18 protein-coding genes are annotated in these 18,361 nt (G+C 66.3%); 11 read left to right on the top strand and 7 right to left on the bottom strand.

Going from position 1 to position 18,361, the window contains the following annotated elements; translation table 11 throughout:
• Nucleotides 1-55 precede the first annotated feature (55 nt).
• The 8 genes from ACOYW5_RS12165 to ACOYW5_RS12130 all read left to right on the top strand — a co-directional run bounded on the left by ACOYW5_RS12165 (nt 56) and on the right by ACOYW5_RS12130 (nt 7,917).
• Nucleotides 56-1,531 (top strand): benzaldehyde dehydrogenase, encoded by a 1,476-nt coding sequence (locus ACOYW5_RS12165; RefSeq protein ID WP_423065154.1) that lies wholly within the window; start codon nt 56-58, stop codon nt 1,529-1,531.
• A gap of 23 nt (nt 1,532-1,554) precedes the next feature.
• The gene (locus ACOYW5_RS12160) at nt 1,555-2,322 is read left to right on the top strand and encodes a coniferyl-alcohol dehydrogenase (RefSeq protein WP_423065153.1); all 768 of its coding nucleotides are present in this window, start codon (nt 1,555-1,557) and stop codon (nt 2,320-2,322) included.
• A gap of 10 nt (nt 2,323-2,332) precedes the next feature.
• Complete coding sequence (locus ACOYW5_RS12155) at nt 2,333-3,211, top strand: alpha/beta hydrolase (protein WP_423065152.1); 879 nt, start codon at nt 2,333-2,335, stop codon at nt 3,209-3,211.
• A gap of 64 nt (nt 3,212-3,275) precedes the next feature.
• Complete coding sequence (locus ACOYW5_RS12150; RefSeq protein ID WP_423065151.1) at nt 3,276-4,592, top strand: ABC transporter substrate-binding protein; 1,317 nt, start codon at nt 3,276-3,278, stop codon at nt 4,590-4,592.
• Nucleotides 4,593-4,596: 4 nt separating this feature from the next.
• Nucleotides 4,597-5,322, top strand: coding sequence for an ABC transporter ATP-binding protein (locus ACOYW5_RS12145; protein ID WP_423065150.1), 726 nt, complete (start codon nt 4,597-4,599; stop codon nt 5,320-5,322).
• Entirely contained in the window at nt 5,319-6,038 is a 720-nt protein-coding gene (locus ACOYW5_RS12140; RefSeq protein WP_423065149.1) for an ABC transporter ATP-binding protein, read from the top strand. The genes ACOYW5_RS12145 and ACOYW5_RS12140 overlap by 4 nt, the downstream gene beginning before the upstream one ends.
• Nucleotides 6,038-6,934 carry a branched-chain amino acid ABC transporter permease gene (locus ACOYW5_RS12135; protein WP_423065148.1) on the top strand — a complete coding sequence of 299 codons (897 nt, stop codon included), beginning with the start codon at nt 6,038-6,040 and terminating at the stop codon, nt 6,932-6,934. Before ACOYW5_RS12140 ends, ACOYW5_RS12135 begins: the two co-directional genes overlap by 1 nt.
• Complete coding sequence (locus ACOYW5_RS12130; protein ID WP_423065147.1) at nt 6,934-7,917, top strand: branched-chain amino acid ABC transporter permease; 984 nt, start codon at nt 6,934-6,936, stop codon at nt 7,915-7,917. The genes ACOYW5_RS12135 and ACOYW5_RS12130 overlap by 1 nt, the downstream gene beginning before the upstream one ends.
• Nucleotides 7,918-7,954: 37 nt before the next feature.
• On the opposite strand, the gene ACOYW5_RS12125 is transcribed toward ACOYW5_RS12130, so the two are convergent.
• The 7 genes from ACOYW5_RS12125 to ACOYW5_RS12095 form a co-directional block, all read right to left on the bottom strand.
• Complete coding sequence (locus tag ACOYW5_RS12125; RefSeq protein WP_423065146.1) at nt 7,955-9,847, bottom strand: bifunctional sugar phosphate isomerase/epimerase/4-hydroxyphenylpyruvate dioxygenase family protein; 1,893 nt, start codon at nt 9,845-9,847, stop codon at nt 7,955-7,957.
• A gap of 46 nt (nt 9,848-9,893) precedes the next feature.
• On the bottom strand, nt 9,894-10,799 hold the full coding sequence (locus tag ACOYW5_RS12120; RefSeq protein ID WP_423065145.1) for a dihydrodipicolinate synthase family protein: 906 nt from the start codon (nt 10,797-10,799) through the stop codon (nt 9,894-9,896).
• Between the two features lies 1 nt (nt 10,800).
• Nucleotides 10,801-11,682, bottom strand: coding sequence for a shikimate dehydrogenase family protein (locus ACOYW5_RS12115; RefSeq protein ID WP_423065144.1), 882 nt, complete (start codon nt 11,680-11,682; stop codon nt 10,801-10,803).
• Nucleotides 11,679-12,974, bottom strand: a complete 1,296-nt coding sequence (locus ACOYW5_RS12110) for a TRAP transporter large permease (protein WP_423069459.1) — start codon at nt 12,972-12,974, stop codon at nt 11,679-11,681. Before ACOYW5_RS12110 ends, ACOYW5_RS12115 begins: the two co-directional genes overlap by 4 nt.
• Nucleotides 12,974-13,483: a TRAP transporter small permease gene (locus ACOYW5_RS12105; RefSeq protein WP_423065143.1), complete on the bottom strand. Its 510-nt coding sequence runs from the start codon at nt 13,481-13,483 to the stop codon at nt 12,974-12,976. The genes ACOYW5_RS12110 and ACOYW5_RS12105 overlap by 1 nt, the downstream gene beginning before the upstream one ends.
• A gap of 8 nt (nt 13,484-13,491) precedes the next feature.
• Nucleotides 13,492-14,496 carry a TRAP transporter substrate-binding protein DctP gene (dctP, locus tag ACOYW5_RS12100; protein WP_423065142.1) on the bottom strand — a complete coding sequence of 335 codons (1,005 nt, stop codon included), beginning with the start codon at nt 14,494-14,496 and terminating at the stop codon, nt 13,492-13,494.
• A 126-nt stretch (nt 14,497-14,622) separates the two neighbouring features.
• Nucleotides 14,623-15,276 carry a GntR family transcriptional regulator gene (locus ACOYW5_RS12095; protein WP_423065141.1) on the bottom strand — a complete coding sequence of 218 codons (654 nt, stop codon included), beginning with the start codon at nt 15,274-15,276 and terminating at the stop codon, nt 14,623-14,625.
• Between the two features lie 191 nt (nt 15,277-15,467).
• Here ACOYW5_RS12095 and ACOYW5_RS12090 point away from each other — a divergent pair, with 191 nt between their 5' ends.
• From ACOYW5_RS12090 to pcaF, 3 genes are read left to right on the top strand one after another with little or no spacing between them, the layout of a single operon-like run.
• Entirely contained in the window at nt 15,468-16,316 is an 849-nt protein-coding gene (locus tag ACOYW5_RS12090) for a CoA transferase subunit A (protein WP_423065140.1), read from the top strand.
• A complete protein-coding gene (locus ACOYW5_RS12085) occupies nt 16,313-17,092 on the top strand; it encodes a CoA-transferase subunit beta (protein WP_423065139.1) in 780 nt (259 codons plus the stop codon). Before ACOYW5_RS12090 ends, ACOYW5_RS12085 begins: the two co-directional genes overlap by 4 nt.
• Nucleotides 17,085-18,290: a 3-oxoadipyl-CoA thiolase gene (pcaF, locus tag ACOYW5_RS12080; RefSeq protein ID WP_423065138.1), complete on the top strand. Its 1,206-nt coding sequence runs from the start codon at nt 17,085-17,087 to the stop codon at nt 18,288-18,290. Before ACOYW5_RS12085 ends, pcaF begins: the two co-directional genes overlap by 8 nt.
• Nucleotides 18,291-18,361: the final 71 nt, after the last annotated feature.

Here is an 18,361-nt window from a genome sequence, read left to right as displayed (position 1 = left end):
TGAACGGCAACGGCCAGCAACTGACCGCTGCAGTCAACGGATGAGGAGAAACCGGATGAACGAACACAACCCCAATTTCATCGATGTCGCGCGCTGGCAGGGCATGGCCCTCTCGGGCGGCTGGCAGCCAACCTTTGCCGGCGTCATGGACGTACGCGATCCGGCGACCGACGTGGTGCTGGCCTCGGTCGGCATTGCCGGCGCGGCCGATATCGCCCGGGCCGCGGCAGCAGCGCGAGCCGCGCAGCCAGCCTGGGCAGCCAAACTTCCCACCGAACGTGCCGCCATCCTCAACAAGGCGGCCGCCCTGCTCGAGGAGAACGGCTCCGAACTCATCGGCTGGATCATGCGTGAATCCGGTTCGATCCAGCCCAAGGCTGCCATCGAGATCGAGCACGGCGCGGCCTTTGTCCGCCATGCCGCCGCTGCGGCGGTGGAACCCAACGGCCTGCTGCTGCCCTCGATGGATGCCGGGCGCACCAATTACGCCAAGCGCGTGCCGCATGGCGTCGTCGGCGTGATCTCGCCGTTCAACTTCCCGCTCGTCCTCTCGATCCGCGCCATCGCCGCGGCGCTCGCGCTGGGCAACACGGTGGTGCACAAGCCCGATCCGCGCACTGCGATTTCGGGCGGCGTGATCATCGCCCGCATCTTCGAGGAGGCCGGGTTGCCGGAGGGCGTGCTGCACGTCGTGCCCGGCGGCATCGAGGCGGGCGAGGCGCTGTGCTCGGACCCGAACATCGCCATGGTCTCGTTCACCGGTTCGGCCGCCGCGGGCAGCAAGGTTGGCGAGATCGCCGGCCGCCACCTGAAGAAGGTGCAACTCGAACTGGGCGGCAAGAACTCGCTGATCGTGCTCGAGGATGCCGATCTCGACATCGCCGCCTCCAACGTCGCCTGGGGCTGCTACCTGCACCAGGGCCAGATCTGCATGTCGACGGGCCTTGTGCTGGTACACGAAAGCATTGCCGACGAAATCGCCACCCGGCTGGCCGCCAAGGCCAGCCACTTGCCGGCCGGTGATCCCTCGACCGGACGCGTCGCTCTCGGCCCCATCATCAACGACGGTTCGGTCGCCAAGATTCAGGCCATCGTCGACGACGCCGTGCAGAAGGGAGCAAAGCTCCTCGCCGGCGGCACCCACGAGGGGCGCTTCTACGCGGCCACGGTGCTGATGGGCGTCAAGCCAGGCATGCGCGCCTTCGAGGAAGAGATCTTCGGGCCGGTAGCCTGCATCGCGAGCTTTGCCAGCGACGACGAGGCCGTCGCCCTCGCCAACGCCTCCGACTACGGCCTCGCGGCGGGGGTGATTTCGGCTTCGGTCGGACGCGCCCAGGCGCTCGGCGACCGGCTGATAGTGGGCCACCTCCACATCAACGACCAGACGGTCAACGGCGGACCCTTCGCGCCGTTCGGCGGTCGCGGTCGTTCCGGCAATGGCAGCCGCATCTCCGGCCCGGCGCTCTGGGAGGAGTTCACCCAATGGGTCTGGGTTTCGGTCAAGGACCAGGCCACCCCGTACCCGTTCTGACTTCGATACCAAGGACCAAAGCCATGAATCTCAACGGCAAGACCATCGTCGTCACCGGCGCCTCCTCGGGCATCGGCGCTGAAGTCGCCCGGCTCGTACGCCTCTCGGGAGCCCACGTCATCGGCGTCGACCGCAACGATCCGCTCATCTCGCTCGATGCCTTCGTCAAAGCCGACTTGGGCGATCCTGCCAGCATCGAAGAGGCCATAGGCGCGCTGCCGGACAAGTTCGACGGTCTCGTCAACGCCGCCGGCGTGCCGGGCACGGCGCCGTGCGACCTCGTCGCGCGCGTCAACTATCTCGGCCTGAGGCAGCTGACCGAGGGCATCATCGAACAGCTCAACCCCGGCGCCTCGATCGTCAATTTCGCGTCTGTCCTCGGCGGCGAGTGGCTGCAGCGGCTCGAGCTGCACAAGGCACTGGCCGCCGTCAACGGCTTCGCGGAGGGCGAGGCCTGGCTCGCGGGCAACCCGGTGCCGCAGGCCACCTGCTACCAGTATTTCAAGGAAGCGCTGATCGTCTGGACATTCGGCCAGGCGCAGGAGTGGTTCCTCGAGTTCGACATCCGCATGAACTGCGTCGCCCCTGGCCCGGTGTTCACGCCGATCCTGGGCGATTTCGTCACCATGTTGGGCGAGGAGCGCGTGGCCAACGATGCGCCGCGCATGAAGCGACCAGGCTTCGGCGACGAGATCGCTCCGCCGGTGGCCTTCCTGCTTTCGGACGCGGCGCGCTGGATCAACGGTGTCAACCTGCCGATCGACGGCGGGCTGGCCTCCACGTACGTTTGAGGGGCGAGCCATGTCCAAGGAACAGCTCGCCTTCATCCTCGAAGTAAGCGCGCAGAACCCACCGCCCCCGGGCGGACCGATCGAGCTCAGGGAGTGGTTCGAGAGCATCAATGCCGACACGCCGGTTGCCGCCGGCCTGGAGATCGAGCCCGTACTGATCGGGCCGTTCGGCGCCGAACTTCTCAGCACCCCGGGAGCCGACCACAACAAGCTGGTGATCTACTACCACGGCGGCGGCTTCATGATGGGCTCGCCCCGCTCGCACCGGGTGATTGCCTCCAATCTTGCGCGCGCCACCGGTGTTGCGGTGCTCTCGGTTGCCTATCGGTTGGCGCCCGAACATCCGGCGCCGACAGCGCATGACGATGCATTCGCGGCGTATCAGTGGGCGCTGGATGAGGGGTTCGATCCGGCTTCCGTGGCCATCACCGGCGACTCCGCCGGCGGCAACATGGCGCTGGCGACGGCGGTGCGCGCTCGCGACGCCGGCCTGCCGGTGCCGGCCGCACTGGCAGTGTTCTCGCCGGCCCTCGACCTCGCCGCAGAAGGTGCCTCGCACGCGACCGAGGCACCATTGCTGGTGCGGCCGCTGATGGACCTGTTCAACGCCATCTACCTGGGCGATGGCGACCGCAAGTCATCGGCGGTCACGCCGTTCTACAGCGATCTCGGTGGCCTGCCGCCGACGCTGGTTCATGTCGGCACCTGGGAAATCCTGCGCGACGACTCGGTGACCATCGCCGAGCGGCTCAGGGCCGCGGGCGTTGAGACCGAGCTCAAGCTCTGGGACGGCATGGTCCATTCCTGGCAGCTCTTCGCGCCCATGCTGGAGGAAGGCATGGCCTCGATCGAGGAGGCTGGCCGGTTCCTGCGACGCCACCTCGCCTGACTCAAAAACTCTGCCGGTTGGGAGGCCGGCGAAGCATCACACGCTCAACACTCGGGAGGAGAATATGAGCCAATCCAACGGGCCCGGCGGCATCAGCCGCCGCGGCTTCCTCAAGACCGCCGGCGCCGCCGCGGCCTTCTTGTCGGTGCCGGCCACTGCCCGGTCCGCCTTCGCCTCAGGCGAGGACGTCATCCGCATCGGCTTCGTCAGTCCGCAATCGGGGCCGATCGGCATCTTCGGTGATGGCGATCCCTACGTGCTCGACCTCGTACGCAAGACCGTAGCCGAAGGCATCGACGTCGGCGGCAAGCGCTACGGTGTGGAGTTCATCAACAAGGATACCCAGTCCGACCCGGTTCGCGCCGCGCAGGTGGCCAAGGACCTGATCAACGGCGACGGCGTCGACTTCGTGCTGTCGACCTCGACGCCCGAGACGGTGAACCCGGTCGCCGACGCCTGCGAGGCGGCCGGCGTGCCGGCACTTTCATCCACGGCGCCGTGGGAGGCGTTCTATTTCGGCCGCGGCGCCAAGCCCGACCAGCCCTCGCCGTTCAAGTGGACCTACCACTTTTCCTTCGGCGTGGGGAACTTCGCCAAGCTCTATGCCGACCAGTGGAGCAAGGTCGAAACCAACCGCAAGGTCGGGATGCTCTTGCCCAGCGATGCTGACGGCAACGCCATCCGGGGCATGCTGATCCCGGGTCTCGAGGCAGCCGGCTTCACCGTTGTCGATGCCGGCCCCTACGAGAACGGCAACGCCGATTTCTCCACCCAGATCAACCTGTTCAAACAGGAAGGGTGCGAGATCTTCAACACCTTCCCGTTCCCGCCTGATTTCGCCGTGTTCTGGCGGCAGGCGGCGCAGAAGGGGTTCGCGCAACAGACCAAGATTTGCCAGATGGCCAAAGCCGGTCTGTTCGCCCCCGAGCTCGAGGCGTTGGGGCCGCTCGGCTACGGCCTTCAGGCCGGCGCCTACTGGCACCGGGCTTATCCGTTCACTTCGCCGGCCACGGGCCTAGGCTGCCGCGAACTTGCCGATGGCTACGAGGCGGTGAGCGGCAAGCAGTGGAACCAGCAGGTCGGTGCGACGGCATCGTTGTTCGATGCGGCATTGGCGGCGCTGAAATCGGCGTCGAACCCGAAGGACAAAGCCTCGCTCGCCGCGGCCCTGTCGACGCTCAAAGCCGATACCGCCGTGGGGACGATCGACTTCACCGCCGGACCGGTCCCGAACTGTACGCCCACCGGCCTTGTCGGTGTGCAGTGGGTCAAGGCACCCGCGGGCTCGAACCGCCAGTTCGAACTCGAGATCGTTGCCAATGCCGATCATCCCACCGTGCCGCTGACCGCCGAGATGTCGGCCTATTCGCTGCAAGGATGATGAGATGACGGCCTTGCTCGAAGGCAGAGCCATCGACAAGCACTTCGGCGCCTTCCAGGTGCTTAAGGCAGTCGATTTCAGCGTCGCCCCAGGCGAGGCCGTCGGCATCGTCGGTCCGAACGGCGCCGGCAAGACCACGCTGTTCGGCGTCCTGTCCGGCGCACTGGTGCCGAGTGAGGGGCAAGTCGGTTTCGGCGGCGCCGATATCACCACCGCCGACGCAGCCGGCCGCTGCCGGCTCGGCATCGCGCGCACCCATCAGGTGCCAAGGCCGTTCCTCAGCATGAGCGTATTCGAGAATGCGCTGGTGGCGGCCTGCAACGGGGCAGGGCTCGGCGGTCATGCTGCCGAGACATGCGCAACCGAGGCCCTGCGGCGTACCGGGCTTTTCGCACAGGCCGATCGTCCCGCGGCGATGCTGGGCCTGCTCGACCGCAAGCGGCTCGAGCTGGCCCGGGCGCTCGCCACCCGGCCAAAGGTGTTGCTGCTCGACGAGATCGGCGGCGGTCTCACCGAGGCCGAGCTCAAGCTTCTCGTCGCGCTCGTTTCCGAGCTCAAGGCGGACGGGCTTACCATCGTCTGGATCGAGCACATCCTCCACGCCTTGCTCGCCGTCATCGATCGGCTGGTCTGCCTGAGCGCCGGCGCGGTAATCGCCATGGGCGCCCCCGCCGAGGTCATGGCCGACAAAGCCGTGATGCGGGCCTATCTCGGAGGCAGCATCGAATGAGCCTGCTCGAAGTCGACGGCCACGTCGCCCGCCACGGGCTGCTCACCGCGGTGCATGGCATCTCTTTCTCCATCGCCGCTGGCGAGGTGCTCGCGATTGTCGGCGCCAACGGGGCGGGGAAGACGACCCTGTTCCGCACCATCAGCGGCGTGCATCCGCTGGCGGGCGGTACCATCCGCCTTGGCGGCAGTGACATCTCCGGCTTCGCCCCGCATAGGCGCGTCGCGGCCGGCATCGCCATGGTGCCCGAGGGCCGGCGGCTCTTTGCCGATATGAATGTGACCGAGAACCTCGCCATCGCCGGCGAGAATGGCCGCAAAGGCGAGTGGACGCTGGCGACGGTGTTCGATGCCCTCCCGCAGCTCAAGCCGATTGCGCGCGTCGCGGCAGGCGGGCTTTCCGGCGGGCAGCGGCAGGCGGTCGCGATCGGGCGGGCGCTGATGAGCAATCCGAGCTTGTTGCTGCTTGATGAGGTGTCGCTGGGGCTGTCACCGATCGCCGTCGAAGGTCTCTACGCGTCTCTCGGGGCGCTCAAGTCGAGCGGCACGACCATGATCGTCGTCGAGCAGGATCTCGACCGCGCCACCGGCTTTGCCGATCGCATCGTCTGCATGCTGGAGGGACGGGCCGTGCTCGAGGACAAGTCGGGCGCCCTGACGCGCTCGGAAATCGCGGCCGCGTATTTCGGCCTCGAGGCCGGGGAAAGGATGCACTGATGCTCGATGCGGCTCTGCAAGGCCTTCTGCTCGGCGGCTACTACGCCATTCTCGCCGCCGGCCTGTCTCTGATGTTCGGTGTGATCCGGCTGACCAACCTCGCCCATTTCGACCTCGCGGTGCTTGGCGCCTACCTGGTGCTGTTCTGCGTCGAGCGCTTCGGGCTCTCGCCCTGGCTGGCGATGCTGGCCGTGTTGCCGGCGATGGCTGGGCTCGGCTGGGTGCTGCAGGCGACACTGTTCGCCCGCACGCTGCGGGGTGGTTTCCTGCTCCCGCTGCTCACCACGTTCGGCCTCGGCGCCGTACTGCAGAACGGCATGTTCGGACTGTTCGGCTCGGACACCAAATCGCTCGGCAACGCCATTGGCAGCCTCGCATGGGACAGCTGGCAACTGCCGTTCGGCATCTCGCTGGGCAAGCTCCCCGTCCTGACCTTCGTGATCGCGGTGCTGGTGCTTGTAGCGCTGCAACTGGTGCTGAGCCGCACAAAGCTCGGTCGCGCCATCCGCGCCACCGCCGCCGACCCCGAGGCGGCCGAGCTGGTGGGCGTCGATGCGAAAACCGTCCACCGCGCCGCTGCCGCCATTGCCGTGGGGTTGGCCGGGCTCGCCGGTGCCTTCCTCGCCATGCGAGCGCTGATCAATCCATATTCTGGCCCGCAGCAGCTGATCTTCGCCTTCGAGGCGGTGGTCATCGGCGGCATCGGTTCGCTCTGGGGCACGCTGATTGGCGGCATCGTACTCGGCATGGCGCAGAGCCTGGGTTCGCTGATCTCGCCGCAATGGTTCCAGCTCGCCGGCCATCTGGTCTTTCTCGGGGTGTTGGGTGCCCGGGTCTACCTCACCCATGCCGGCAGCCGCGGCGGCCTCAACCTGTTGTTCAAGGGAGTGCGCTGATGGCACTCGACACCATGGCAAAGTCGGGGAGCGCCGGGCGGTTGACCGGCATCGCCACGCTCGGCCTGCTACTCGCGCTCGCGGTCCTCCCCGCCGTCGCCGGCGGGCTGGCGATTGACAAGCTGACGACGCTGTTCGTCTTCGTGCTGCTCGCCGCGATGTGGAACCTACTGGCCGGCTATGCCGGCCTCGCCTCGGTCGGCCAGCAGGTGTTTTTCGGGCTCGGGGGCTACTTCGCGCTGCGTCTCGTCGATGCCGGCATCCCCCCATACATGGCGCTCCTCCTCGGCGCCTGCGGGGCGGCACTCCTCGCCGTCCCGCTTTCGTATTTCGTGCTCCGGCTCAAGGGCGGCGAGTTCGCCATCGCCATGTGGGTGGTGGCCGAGGTCGTGCGCGTCTTGGTCATGTTCGATCCGCTCATCCAGGGCGAGACCGGCACCTCGCTGATTGCCCTCAACGCCGTCGATCCGGAGCTACGGCGCAACCTCACCTACTGGCTGGCGCTCGGCGCCACGACGGCGATCCTGGGCCTCGCCTACTGGCTGTTGTGCGGCCGTACCGGTGCCGCTGCCCGCGCCATCCGTGACGACGAAGAGGCTGCGGCCTCGCTCGGCATCCGGGTGTTCCGGATCAAGCGGGTGATCTTCGTCGTCGCTGCGCTTGGTTGTGCGCTTGCCGGCACGATCTGGCTTTCCAGTGCCATCACCTTCCAGCCTCGTTCTGCTTTCGGTGTGCAATGGACGGTGTTCATGCTGTTCATGGTGCTGGTGGGCGGGCTCGGTACGTTCGAGGGGCCGATCCTTGGCGCGGTGCTGTTCTTCGTCCTGCAGGAGCTGTTCGGCGATTTCGGCGTCTGGTACCTCGCCGGCCTCGGCGTCATCGCCATCGCCTTCGCGCAGCTTCTGCCAGAGGGGCTGTGGGGCGCCATCCGCGCCCGGACTGGGATCGACCTGTTTCCGACGAGCAGCCGTCGCAGGCCATGATCGCTGGACCCGTGAGCGCACGTCCGGCCGTGAGGGACTACAGCCTTGGAATTGCGGCAGGACGCATGGTGCGGCGTTGGGCGGCGATGCGGAAGGGCGCGTTGGGGGCGCCGTAGCCGCCATAGGCACCGCGGCGCTCGACGATCTCGAAGAACAGCCCCTCGCCAAAGGTGCGGCTATAGAGCTGGAAGAACTCGCCCCCATCGTCGCGATCGTAGAGCAGGTGGTTGGCGCGCAGGCGCTCGATCACGTCGTCCTCGAGCCCGAACCGGGCGGCGAGATCGTCGTAATAGTTCAGCGAGATCTGCAGTGCCTCGAAGCCGTTGGACCTCAGCGCCGCAGCGGTCTTGATAATGTCGTTCGTCGCAAAGGCCATGTGCTGGACGCTGGCGCCGAATGCCTCGTTGATGAAGTGGCCGGCGAAAGTGCGGCTGTTCTCGGCGCCGTTGAGCGTCAGGCGCAGGGTGCCGGTCTCGTTTTCGATGACCTGGCTGCGCACGATCCCCGAGGGATCGAGGACGTCGACCATCGGGCTTTTCCGCGTCGCAAAGATCGAGCCGTAGAACAGCACCCAGGTCAGCATTTCATCGTGGGCCATCGTCTGGGCGATATGGTCCATGCCGATGAGACCGATGTCGGCGTGATCGGCTCGAGCCTCCGGTACGAACTCTATATCCCACACCCGGCCCAGATCACTGTGCGCATCGATAAAGTAGATGACGCCGCCGCCGACGCCGCGAATGGCGGGGATGTTCAGGTCGCCCCGGGCGACGGGCTGTTCGTGGATCGCTGCGCCCATCGCGGCGGCGCGCTGGATCGCAGCCTGGGCGTCCTCGACCTTGAGGCCGATGGCGTAGGCGGTCGTGCCATGCGTCACGTAGGCGGAATGTGCCAGCCCCTCCCGCTCGGTATTGAGTACGATGTTGATGTCGCCCTGCCGGTACAGTGCCACGCGCTTGTGGTGATGCCGGGCGACGCGGGCAAAGCCGATGCTCGTAAGTTGCGAGGCCAGCTTTGCGCCCTCCTGCTCGCTCGTCGCGAACTCGACGAACGCGACACCCTCGACCGCGACCCGCGGCGGCATCGCGGATGCGTCGAGCCCAAGCGCCGGCTCGGCGCGGGCTGCCTGGTCGAAGAGATAAGTGAGCGCGCGCCGGCCATCGACGGCAATCGCCTTCGGCGATCCACCGCCACGGAACTGGTCGTTGAACACTTCGAGCGAGAGCGGACCCGAGTAGCCGGCCGCCAGCACCGCCCGGAGAAAGTCGGCGACAGGGAGGTCACCTTGGCCGGGCATGTTGCGATAGTGCCGGCTCCACTGCAGCACATCCATGTCGATGCGAGGGGCATCGGCCAATTGGACAAAGAAGATGCGGTCGCCGGGAATCGAGCGGATGCCGTCGGGGTCGATGCCGCGCGACAGCGTATGGAAGCTGTCGAGGATCAGCCCGACGTTCGGATGGTCGGCCCGGCGGACGATTTCCCAGGCATCCCGGTGGTCGCTGATGTGGCGGCCCCAGGCGAGGGCCTCGTAGCCCACGCGAAGTCCGCGCCGTTGCGCCCGCTCCCCAAGCTCGCGAAAATCGGCGGCACAGCGGTCGATGCCGCCGAGCGCAAGCGGTGAGACGCTGGAGCAGACCAGCATCAGCTCCGCACCCATCTCCTGCATCAGGTCGAACTTGCGTTCGGCCCGCTCGAACGCGCGGGCGCGATGCGGTTCCGGCAGGCCCTCGAAATCGCGGAACGGCTGGAACAGGGTGATCTCGAGACCGAGATCCGCGACCATGCGGCGAACCTCGCGCGGTGACCCGTTGAAGGTCAGCAGGTCATTCTCGAAAATCTCGACGCCGTCGAACCCGGCAGCCGCGATCGCCTCCAGTTTCTCGGCAAGGTCACCGCTGATCGAAACCGTGGCAATCGAGGTCTTCATCCGATCCTCCCAGAGCGCTTTCAGCTGTTTCGAAAGCGCGACAAAATCATGCCGCGACACCAGCAACAGCGGTGTCGATTTCGGCCACGAGCTTGGCCGTATCCGCCGGAGCCAGCGCCTGCAGCGGCGGCAGCACCTCGCGCCAGGCAGGATCGAGCGTTGCGCCCATATAGGCCTTGATGGCCGGGACGACCGGCCGTGCGAGGACGGCCCGCAGCAGGCCCTCGATACGAGGGTCGTCGACGCCCGAAACGAGCCGGCCCACCAGTTCGGGCGCGAAATTGGCTAGCCCACTGATCGCTCCGCTGGCCCCCAGGCGCACGGCCGCGGCAAGGTGGCCCTCGTTACCGACGAGGACGGCTATGTCGGCATTCGCTCGGGCCAGCTTCTCGGTGTAGGTCCAGTTGCCGCCGCTGTCCTTGACCCCGCCGATCACCGCCCCGAAGGTGCGGCGCAGCCTCGCCAGCGAGTCGAGCCCGACCGTCACCCCGGTCAGTTGCGGGATGTTGTAGAGGATGATGTCGCGGGCCGAAGGGCCGATGGCTTCGAGCGTCCGGCTGAACCACGCATGGACGCCCTCCTCGCTCGGGTCCTTGAAATAGAAGGGCGGGGTCAGCAGCACCGCCGCGCAACCGGCCTCGATCGCTCGCCCGGCCTGCGCCGCCGCGTCCGAAACCGAAAGGCCGTAGACGCACTCGACCAGCTGGCCGGGCTGGACGCCGCGAGCCGCCATCTGTTCGTAGAGCGAAGCCCGCATGGCAACCGGGATCGAGATACCCTCGCCGGTGGTCCCGAACGCTGTCACCGCCTGCATTCCGCGGGTGAGCAAATTCCTTGCATGGGCCGCGTACCGTCCCCAGTCAATCTCGCCGGAGGCGATGAAAGGGGTGGTCATGGCGGCGCTGAGGCCGATCTTGGTGCGCAGGGGATGGCCGGTCGTTTGGTTGGTCACGTCATTGTCCTTGGTCGCTGGCGGCAACGCCGATAAGGCGCTGCCGCAAATTCTTTTCGGGGACATCGAGACCGGTAAAGATCCGGAAGGCCTGGATGCCCTGGTGGAAGAACAGCTCGAAGCCGCTGATACAGATGAGCCCAGCCGCTGCCGCGTCGCGGAGGAAGGTCGTATCGACCGGCGTATACACGGCGTCGAAGGCCCAGCTTGCGCCATGCAGTGCGTCGGCGGGCACGGGTGTTCCATCATAGCCCACCATGCCGACGGGCGTGCAGTTGATGATGCCGTCAGTGCCGATAACGGCTTCCGCGGCGCTCGGGTGAACCGAGACCCTCAGGCGCGAGGAAGCGGCGGCCAGCGCCTGCACGAGTCCTGCGGCGCGCGCCGCGTCCTTGTCGGTGATGCGCAGTTCGGCTGCTCCGAGCCCGAGCAGGCCGAAGGCGATCGCCTTCCCGACCCCGCCCGCCCCGATCAGCGCGACACGGCCCGGCGGCGCGGCGCCGAAGGCCCCGCGATACGCCGCCATGAAGCCGGTGAGGTCGGTATTGTAGCCATGCGGCCCCGAAGGCTCGAAGATCACGGTATTTACCGCACCAACGTCTCGCACCAGCGGATCGGGGGTGTGGACCTTGCCGGCGGCGAGCTCTTTGTAGGGATAGGTGATGTTGATGCCGCGATAGCCGCTCGCCGCGCATTGCGCGAACACCGCATCGAAATCGGCACCCAGCTCGCGCGGGATCAATCTGTCATACGTCGTGCGCACCCCGGCCAGCTCACCCGCGATACGATGCAGGTCAGGCGAGCGCGAGCGGGCGATATTGTCCCCGATCAGCCCCAGGCGGACCGTTCGGCTCCCGGCCGACAGGTGGAACGGTGCGCTCATCCCTGGTAACCGAACATTCGCGGTAGCCACAGTACCGTCTCAGGGAACAGCGTCATCACGAGCAGCGCCGCGAGCAGCGCCGCCAGATACGGCATCACTTCGCGCACGATGTCCTTGATGGCGATGCCCGTGGTCGCATTGATGACGAAGAGCAGCATGCCATAGGGCGGCGTGATCAACCCGATCATGCAGTTGACCACCATCACGACGCCGAAATGGACGAGGTCGATGCCCAGCTCCCGGCAGGTCGGGATGAACAGCGGCAGGATGACCAGGATGATCGTCGTCGCGTCGAGCAGGCAGCCGAGCAGCAGAATGATGACGTTGGCCAGCAGCAGGAAGGCGAGCGGGGACAGGTCCATGCCGCCGAGCCACCCAGCCAGCACGTTCGGAATGTTCTCGGACGCCACGATGTAGTTGAAGATCAGCGCGCTGCCGATCACCAGCCCCACCGAGGCCGACGACCGCGCGCTGTCTACCAGCACCTCGTGCAGGTTGCGCCAGCTCACGGAGCGGTAGAACAAGGCCGCGAGCAGCAGCGCATAGAGCGCCGCGATCGCTGCGGCTTCGGTCGGCGTCGTTGCCCCGCCATAGATCCCGGCGAGCAGGATCACTGGCATAAAAAGCACCGGCAGCGCCCGGAACGTGACCTTGGGCAGTTCGCGCAGCGGAACTGGGTCTTCGGCGGGAATGCTGCGCCGGTGGGCAATCCAGCTGGTAATGCCCATCATCACGGCCGTCATCAGCAGCCCGGGGATGATACCGCCCAGGAACAGGTAGCCTATCGAAGTGTCGGAGATCAGCGCGTACATGACCATCGGGATCGACGGCGGAATGATCGGCCCGATCGTTGCCGAGGCGGCAACGACGGCGCCGGCGAGGCCGGGTGAATAGTGCCCACTCTTGAGCATCATGTTGATGCTGACCTTGCCCACGCCTGCCGCATCGGCCACCGCGGAGCCCGACATGCCGGAAAATACCAGGCTCACCAGGATATCGACCTGCGCCAGGCCGCCGCGGAAGCGGCCGACCAGCGCCTTGCAGAAATCGAGCAGCCGGTCGCTGATCGTGCCCTGGTTCATGATGTTGGCGGCAACGATGAACAGCGGCACGGCGAGCAGCACGAAGCTGTCATAGAGCCCCTGGATGCTCTGCTCGGCCGCGAGGCCGGGGTCATGTCCCTTGAGGAAGAGATAGAGGATCGCTGCGACGAACATCGACAGCGCGATCGGCGCGCCGATTCCGGCCAAGCCGAACAGGGCAACGAGGCAAGCTCCGAAGGGAAGGCTGATCATTCGATGGCCACCTGCTCATGCGGCTGCGACACGGCGTCAGGCGACCCTCCGCGCATGAGCTGCCAGGCCCGCAGCGCATAGCGCGTTATGATGGCGATGGCGAAGATGCCGTAGACGCTGAACACGATGTCGAGGCGGATGCGCAGCGTCGCGCTCTTTTTGATCTTGTAGAAGGTGATGTAGTCCCACGTCGCCGGCAGGGCGGCGAGGAAACCGGCGAGGATGGCAACCGCGGTGACTAGCGCCAGGATGCGGCGCACCCGCGACGAGGCCGCGAGGTAGAACATGTCGAACTTCACCTGGTCGCGGTCATCGAGGATGAAAGCCGCGCCCCAGAAGACGAGCCACAGCCAGACGGTGAGGCACACCTCCAGCGTCCAGGCCAGTGGGTAGTTGATCACATAGCGGGTGAAGATCTGCACCAGGAACGTGAGGAACATGACAGCGAGAAGCCCCGCTGCCACGTCCTCCGCGCGCCGGCGCAACCATGCGATTGCCGGCTTCATGGCAAGGCTCAGGTGAGCCCGTTGATCTTGTCGAGCAGGCCTTCCGGCCAGTCCTTGGCGAACTCGGACTCGAGGTAGGCCTTCTGCACCTGGGTGCGGAACGCTTCGACGTCGGGCGCGTAGACTTTGAGGCCCTTGTCCTTGAAGAACTGCTCAAGCTCGGTTTCGAGCGCGAGCTGACGCTGCCGGCCGGTCTCTGCGGCATCTTCGGCTGCCTTCTGAACCGTGGCCTGCTGCTCGGCGGTGAGGCTGTCCCAGACCTTCTTACTGAACGCGACATAGTTCTGGTCGACCAGGTGGCTGGTCAGCACGATCTGCTGCGTGACCTCGTAGAACTTTGAGTCCCGGTCGGTCGGCAGCGGGTTGTCCTGCCCGTCGATGGCCCCGGTCTGTAGCCCCGTATAGACCTCGGTGAAGGCCATCGGCACCGGGTTGGCGCCGAGCGCAGAGCCGAGGAACTGCCAGGCATCGGTGCCGGGCATGCGCAGCTTGACGCCGGCGAGATCGGCTGGGGTCTTGATCTCCTTGTCGCCGCGCAGGTTGAGCTGGCGGCGGCCCAGATACATCACCGCGAGGAGTTTCACGCCGAGGGTGTCCTCGACCTCCTTCTTCATCGGCTCCATGAAGTCGGCAGCGAACACCTTCTTCTGGTGCTCGGCGTCGCGCAGCAGGTAGCCGGCGGTGAAGATCGACCAGGACGGGATCAGTGTCGCCAGCTCCTGCGGCGAGGTGATCGACATCTCGAGATTGTCGCGGGCGATGGCCTCGAGCTCGGTGCCCTGCTTGAACAGGGTGGCGTTCCAGTGCGGCTCGAAGGTCGCAAAGGACGAAACCGCCGGCCCGAAGACTTCAGTCAGCGCCACAGCGCGCTGATCGGTCTCGGTGGCCGGCGACGACAGGCGCAGCAGCACGCCTTGGGCGAAGGCCCGGGTGGAGAACAGCCCGCCGGCAGTGGCCAGCGCGGCCGCAGAGACAGACGTGCGCAGGAAAGCGCGACGCGAGAAATTGGTCATTGATTTCCTCCCTCATGTGGCACGGCCTCCACCGCACCAGCTGAAGGAACAGTTGCACATGGCTCGTCGCCAATCAACATGCAATGTAGATATCATCCGATGACATGTGTTTCATCAGATGAAACCTCAGGCCGTCAGTCCGTGCTCCACGCCGCCCTGCACATGCTTGCGCAATATAGCCTGCGCTGTGTCTGCGTCGCGTCTGAGCGCCGCCTCCAGCAGCTCGCGATGCTCGTTGGCCGCGATCGCTCCCCGGAACGTTAGAGAAATCATCTGGTATCTCAGGTACTTGTCGAAGATCACCGCATGCGTATCCATCAGCACGCGTGACCCGCAGGCCGAGATCAGCGCCTGGTGGAACTCCCAGTCGTAGCGCTTCCACTGCTCGGTTACGGATCGGTCGCCGGCCAGCATCTTGGCCTCCATCTGGGCCAGCTTGTAGTGCGCGGCGACGATCTGCGCCTCCCAGTTGAGGTCGCCCGCCGCGAAGGATTGCTCGAGCGCATAGCATTCGAGCAGCTCGCGCAGCGCCGCGATCTCCTTGAGGTTCTCGGGCGAAACCGGGGCCACTTCGAAGCCGCGCTGCCCCTCGGCGACGACCAGGCCTTCGGAAGCGAGGCGGTTGAGGATCTCGCGCAGGGTCGAAATGCTCGCTTCGTAGTCCTTCTTGAGCTGCTCGAGCCGCAGCTTCTTGCCCGGCGCCAGGCGTCCGAAGATGATATCGGTGCGGATGCGGCGAAAGACGCTATCGCCCACCGCTTCGGGCTGCTTCAGTTCCAAGACGAAATCCTCTGATGAAACTCGAAATATCATATATGGGTCGCGATTTGTTCCACAACCCGTCCCTCCCTACCTCCTCGGATAGCTAGCTCGTATAAACCTCAGGTTATGCGTCGCCCCGCCATTGTCATTTCCTCCGCCGCCGCTTCGATGATTGACTGCCATCCAACGCATCGAGTTCACGCTGGCCCATGTCCGAATTCCTGACTCTCGCCGAGGCTGTCCGGCGAAACCTCCACGACGGCGACACCGTCGCCTTCGAGGGGTTCACCCACCTTATCCCGCACGCAGCCGGGCATGAGGCGATCCGCCAGGGCTTCAGGGACCTGACGCTCCTGCGCATGACGCCGGATGTCATCTACGACCAGATGATCGGCATGGGCATGGCGAGCAAAGTCATCTTCTCCTATGCCGGCAACCCGGGCGTCGGCCTGCTGCGTCGCATGCGCGACGCGATCGAGAACCAACATCCGCGCGCCATCGAGACGGTCGAGCACTCCCATTCCGCCATGGCCCAGGCCTACGAGGCTGGCGCGTCCGGGCTGCCTTGCGCCATCTTCCGCGGCTACAAGGGCGCCGACCTGCCCAAGGTGAACCCGGACATCCGGTCGGTCACCTGTCCCTTCACCGGCGAGGAACTGGCTGCCGTCCCCGCCCATCGGCCGGACGTCACCTTCATCCACGCCCAGAAGGCCAATCAGAAGGGCGACGTCCTCGTCGAGGGCATCATCGGCGTCCAGAAGGAAGCGGCGCTGGCGGCCAGGCGCGTTGTGGTCACGGTCGAGGAAGTCGTGTCCGACTTTGCCGGCCTGCACCCCAATCTCTGCATCCTGCCGCACTGGACCATCGACGCCATTGCCGTCGTGCCCGGCGGGGCGCATCCATCTTACGCACACGGCTACTACGCCCGCGACAACGCCGCCTATCTCGAATGGGACAAGATCTCGGCCGACCGCGAGCTGTTCGAAAGCTGGATCAAGGACAATGTGTTGAGCGTCGGTCCCGAAATCTTCGCCACCCGCGTGGAGCCGCTGCGATGAGGGATTTCACCCCCAACGAGATGATGACCATCGCAGCCGCCCGCGCGCTCTCCAACGATGACGTCTGCTTCGTCGGGATCGGCGCGCCGTCGGCCGCCTGCAACGTCGCGCGGCTCACTCACGCGCCGGACATCACGCTGATCTATGAGTCCGGCACCATCGGCACCGCGCCCGCGGTCCTGCCGCTCTCCATCGGCGATGGTGAACTGTGCGAAACGGCGCTGTCGACCGTCTCGGTGCCCGAGATGTTCCGCTACTGGCTGATGGGCGGACGCATCTCGATCGGCTTTCTCGGCGCCGCGCAGCTTGACCGCTTCGGCAACATCAACACCACCGTGATCGGCGATTATTCGAAGCCCAAGGTGCGCCTGCCCGGCGGCGGCGGCGCGCCCGAGATCGCCACGTCCTGCGGCGAGATCTTCATCACCTTGAAGCAGGCGCAGCGCTCGATGGTCGAAAGGATCGATTTCTTCACCTCTTTCGGCCACGGCGAGGGCGGCGACCACCGCCAGCGCCTCGGTATTACCACCAAGGGGCCGACGCTCCTGATCACCGACCTGGCCATTTGGCGGCCCGATGCGGAGACCAAGGAGTTCACCGTCACCTCGCTCCACCGCGGCGTAACGCGCGAAATGGTGCAGGAAACCTGCGGCTGGAACGCACGCTTCGCCGATGACCTCGGCGAGACGCCCGAGCCGACCGAACTCGAGCTGGGCACGCTGCGCGACCTGCAGGCGCGCACTGCCGCTGCGCATGCGGGGCAAAAGCATGGCTGAGGCCTTCATCTGCGCCTACCGGCGTACCGCCATCGGCCGCTTTGGCGGCGTCCTTGCTTCGGTGCGACCCGATGACCTGGGCGCGGTGCCGCTCAAGGCCCTCGTCGCCGAGAACGCCGGAGTCGACTGGGAAGCGGTCGACGACGTGATCTTCGGCTGCGCCAACCAGGCGGGCGAGGATAACCGCAACGTCGCGCGCATGAGCCTGCTGCTCGCCGGCCTGCCGCACACCATCTCCGGCACGACGATGAACCGCCTCTGCGGCTCCGGCCTCGATGCGGTCATCACCGCCGCCCGGGCGATCCGCGCCGGCGAGGCCGAGCTGATGATCGCTGGCGGCGTCGAGTCGATGAGCCGGGCGCCCTTCGTGCTGCCCAAGGCCGACAGCGCCTTCTCGCGCAACGCCGAGATCTACGACACCACCATCGGCTGGCGCTTCGTCAACCAGCTGATGAAGGCGCAGTACGGCGTCGATTCCATGCCCGAGACCGGCGAGAACGTCGCCGAAGACTACGAGGTCAGCCGCTCCGACCAGGATGCATTCGCCTTGCGCAGCCAGCAGCGCGCCGTCGCCGCCCAGCAGAACGGGCGTCTGGCGCGCGAGATTGTGCCGGTCACAATACCCAGGAAGAAGGGTGACCCGGTGGTCGTCGACAAGGACGAACATCCCCGCGCCGACACCACGCTGGACGTGCTCGCGAAGTTGCCGACGCCGTTTCGCCAGGGGGGCTCGGTGACGGCCGGCAACGCCTCCGGGGTCAACGACGGCGCCTCGGCGCTGATCGTCGCCTCGGAGGCAGCGATGCGCCGCCACCGGCTCACCCCGATCGCGCGTATCCTAGGTGGCGCTGCGGCGGGCGTGCCGCCCCGCATCATGGGGATGGGCCCGACTCCGGCCACGAGGAAGCTCTGCGCCCGGCTGGGACTTTCGCCCGTCGATTTCGACGTCATCGAGCTCAACGAAGCCTTCGCCAGCCAGGCAATCGCCGTGCTGCGCGAGCTCGGGCTGCCTCCCGACAATGCGCAGGTCAACCCGAACGGCGGCGCCATCGCGCTCGGACATCCCCTCGGCATGTCCGGTGCCCGTATCGCCGGCACGGCTGCGCTCGAGCTGTCGCTGACGGGCGGTAAGCGCGCGCTCGCCACTATGTGCGTCGGCGTCGGGCAGGGCATCGCACTGGCAATGGAGCGGGTATAGCGGCCAGGATAACCCCACGGTTATCGTTCCGCCTGCAATGGCGATTTTGCCGGGCGCGTGTCGAATGGTTG

It is taken from the genome of Devosia sp. CN2-171 (assembly GCF_049354815.1).
Lineage (GTDB): Bacteria > Pseudomonadota > Alphaproteobacteria > Rhizobiales > Devosiaceae > Devosia_A.
Note: the sequence above shows the minus strand (reverse complement) of the source record. Positions and strands in the feature narration are given on the sequence as shown.